The 2,209-nt window shown below is 72.4% G+C and carries 1 protein-coding gene and 1 pseudogene; both read right to left on the bottom strand.

Annotated elements, in window-relative coordinates; genetic code table 11:
- Positions 1 to 1,787 (bottom strand): glycoside hydrolase family 97 protein (locus tag H5J30_RS28545; RefSeq protein WP_181790171.1); only part of this gene is annotated, 1,787 nt, incomplete at its 3' end.
- A 103-nt stretch (positions 1,788 to 1,890) separates the two neighbouring features.
- Positions 1,891 to 2,209, bottom strand: a pseudogene (locus H5J30_RS28540) (hypothetical protein); the annotation flags it as partial.

Here is a 2,209-nt window from a genome sequence, read left to right as displayed (position 1 = left end):
CCGGCCGCGCCCGCGTGGATGCCGCCGACGAACCACCGGTCGCCGGCGCGCCGCGCCAGCACCGCGTCGTCGCCGGGCCGCCCGCCGAGGTAGCGGGTCTCGTCCCACACCGTGGGCAGCTGGTCGAGCACGCGCTCGGCCTCGGGCAGCGCGGCGTACGTCTCCGGGCTGTCCGCGGGGTGCTGGAGACCGGACTCGTACACGACGGGCAGCGCCAGCTCGTGCGCGTCGCTGTGCGTCCTGTTGGTCATGGAGAAGGTGCCCGGGGTGACGTCGGCGGAGCCGACGACGTTCCGGGTGAACGGCAGCATCGTGTTGTACGTGGGCGTGAGGGGCTGGTCGAAGGAGTAGTACTCGTGCCCGCGCACCGCCTCGTACGTCATCAGGTGCGGCCAGGTGCGCTGGAGGCCCTTCGGCAGCGTCGCGCCGTGGAAGTTGACGAGCAGCTCGTGCTCGGCGGTGGCGGCGAGCACGTCCTCGTACCAGGCGTGCCTGCCGACGCCCTCCGGCTCGCCCCCGCCGGAGTTCATGAAGTCGACCTTGACGCCCTTGACGCCCCAGTCGTTCAGCTCGCCGAAGACGGTGTCCATCTCCTGCGGCGTGTCGACCTCCCACCAGCGGAACCAGAGCAGGATGTCGACGCCCTTGGTGCGCGCGTACCGCACCAGCTCGGGCACCCACTCGCGGCTCCAGCCCTCGTCGACGAGCGTGTACTCCCAGCCGTGCGCGGCGGCGTAGTCGACGTAGTCCTTCTGCCGCTCGAAGTCCCGCGGGCTGTCGTGCTCGACGAGCCAGGACCAGGAGACGGTGCCGGGGCGGATCCAGGAGGTGTCGGAGAACTCCGCGTCCGGCGCGAGGTCGCTGACGAGCGTCGACTCGGTGACGGTCGCCAGGTCGCCGACGATCGCGGTACGCCACGGGGTCGCCAGGTCGCCGGGCGAGACGACCTCCGCCTCGGCGAGCGCGACGTCGTACGCGCCGCTGCCGGCGGCGTGCGCGAGCTTGCTGCCGGGGTAGGTGGAGTCCATGCCGGCCTCGGTGAGCAGCACGTAGCCGTCGTCGGCGGCCTTCGCACCGGCGGTGCCTGCGGTGCCTGCGGTGCCTGCCGTCGCGGCGCCGGGGCCGACCTCGAAGAGCGCGGGGTAGCCGTAGTCGTCGGCGGGGGCCCCGCCGGCGGTGGTCTCGTTCCGCACCTCCTCGTACCAGGAGGTGTGCGGAAGCAGCCAGGCGGGCGCGTCGGCCGGCAGGCGGTAGCCGCTGGCCTCGCCGGTGACGACGGTGCCCTTCGAGTCCGGCAGTTCGTAGCGGAACGCGACGCCGTCGCGGGCGACGCGGACGACGAGGTCCATGCGGACGCCGCCGTCGCCGCGCAGCGCGAAGCGGGACTCCGTCATGGGGGAGTCGACGCGGCGCTGCTTGCCGGTGGTCATCTCGTACTTCTCGTGCACGCGGCGGTCGTCGCGGCCGAGGAGTTCGAGCCCGCGGGTCAGGTCCGCGTCCTTGGTGCGCAGGCCGAGCGGGGAGTCGGGGAGGACGTCGGCCGCGCCGCGGCGGACGGTCAGGGTCAGGGCGCCGGTGGAGCCGTCGCGTACGACGTCGGCGGTGAGTTGATCTTTGTTGTTCTCTGGGGCGGCCACCGTCCAGACATCGGAGGTTGAGGCCGTACGGGTCGGGGAGTCGGGGACGGGCGTCGCCGCGGCGGGCGACAGCCAGGCGGTGGCCAGGACAGTGAACGCGGTCAGCATGGTGCCGGCCGGCCGCCGTCCCAGCGGGCCGAGGATGGGCACGGGTGCTCCTTACACATCGGATGAGCAGGAGGAACCGATGAACTGACGTGTTGCACTCTGTTGGTTCGCGTCTGGTTGAGTTAATTCTTGTGAGGGAGGGCTGTCAAGAGTCCTCGCCGGGGGTGGCCGGCGGGTCCGTCCCTTCGGCGCCACCGGGCCGGTTCCCCTCGACGAGATGGCGGCTGACCTCCGCCGACGTCAGCCCCAGCCCGCCCAGCGTGATCTCGTCCCACGCCTGCAGCCTGCGCGTACTCCGGTCGAGATAGAGCACGGACGCGCTCACCTTCTCCGGTACGTCCTCCTCCACCGCGCGCAGCCCGCCGCCGCCCGCAGAGCCCTCCACCATCAGCCGCGTACCGTCCGGCAGGTCGTGCTGCTTGCGGTGGTGGCGGTGGCCGGCGAGCGCCAGCGGCACCAGGCCG

This window comes from Streptomyces phytophilus (assembly GCF_013870535.1).
Lineage (GTDB): Bacteria > Actinomycetota > Actinomycetes > Streptomycetales > Streptomycetaceae > Streptomyces > Streptomyces phytophilus.
The sequence above is the reverse complement of the archived record's forward strand: the minus strand, read 5'-3'. Positions and strand labels throughout refer to the sequence as shown.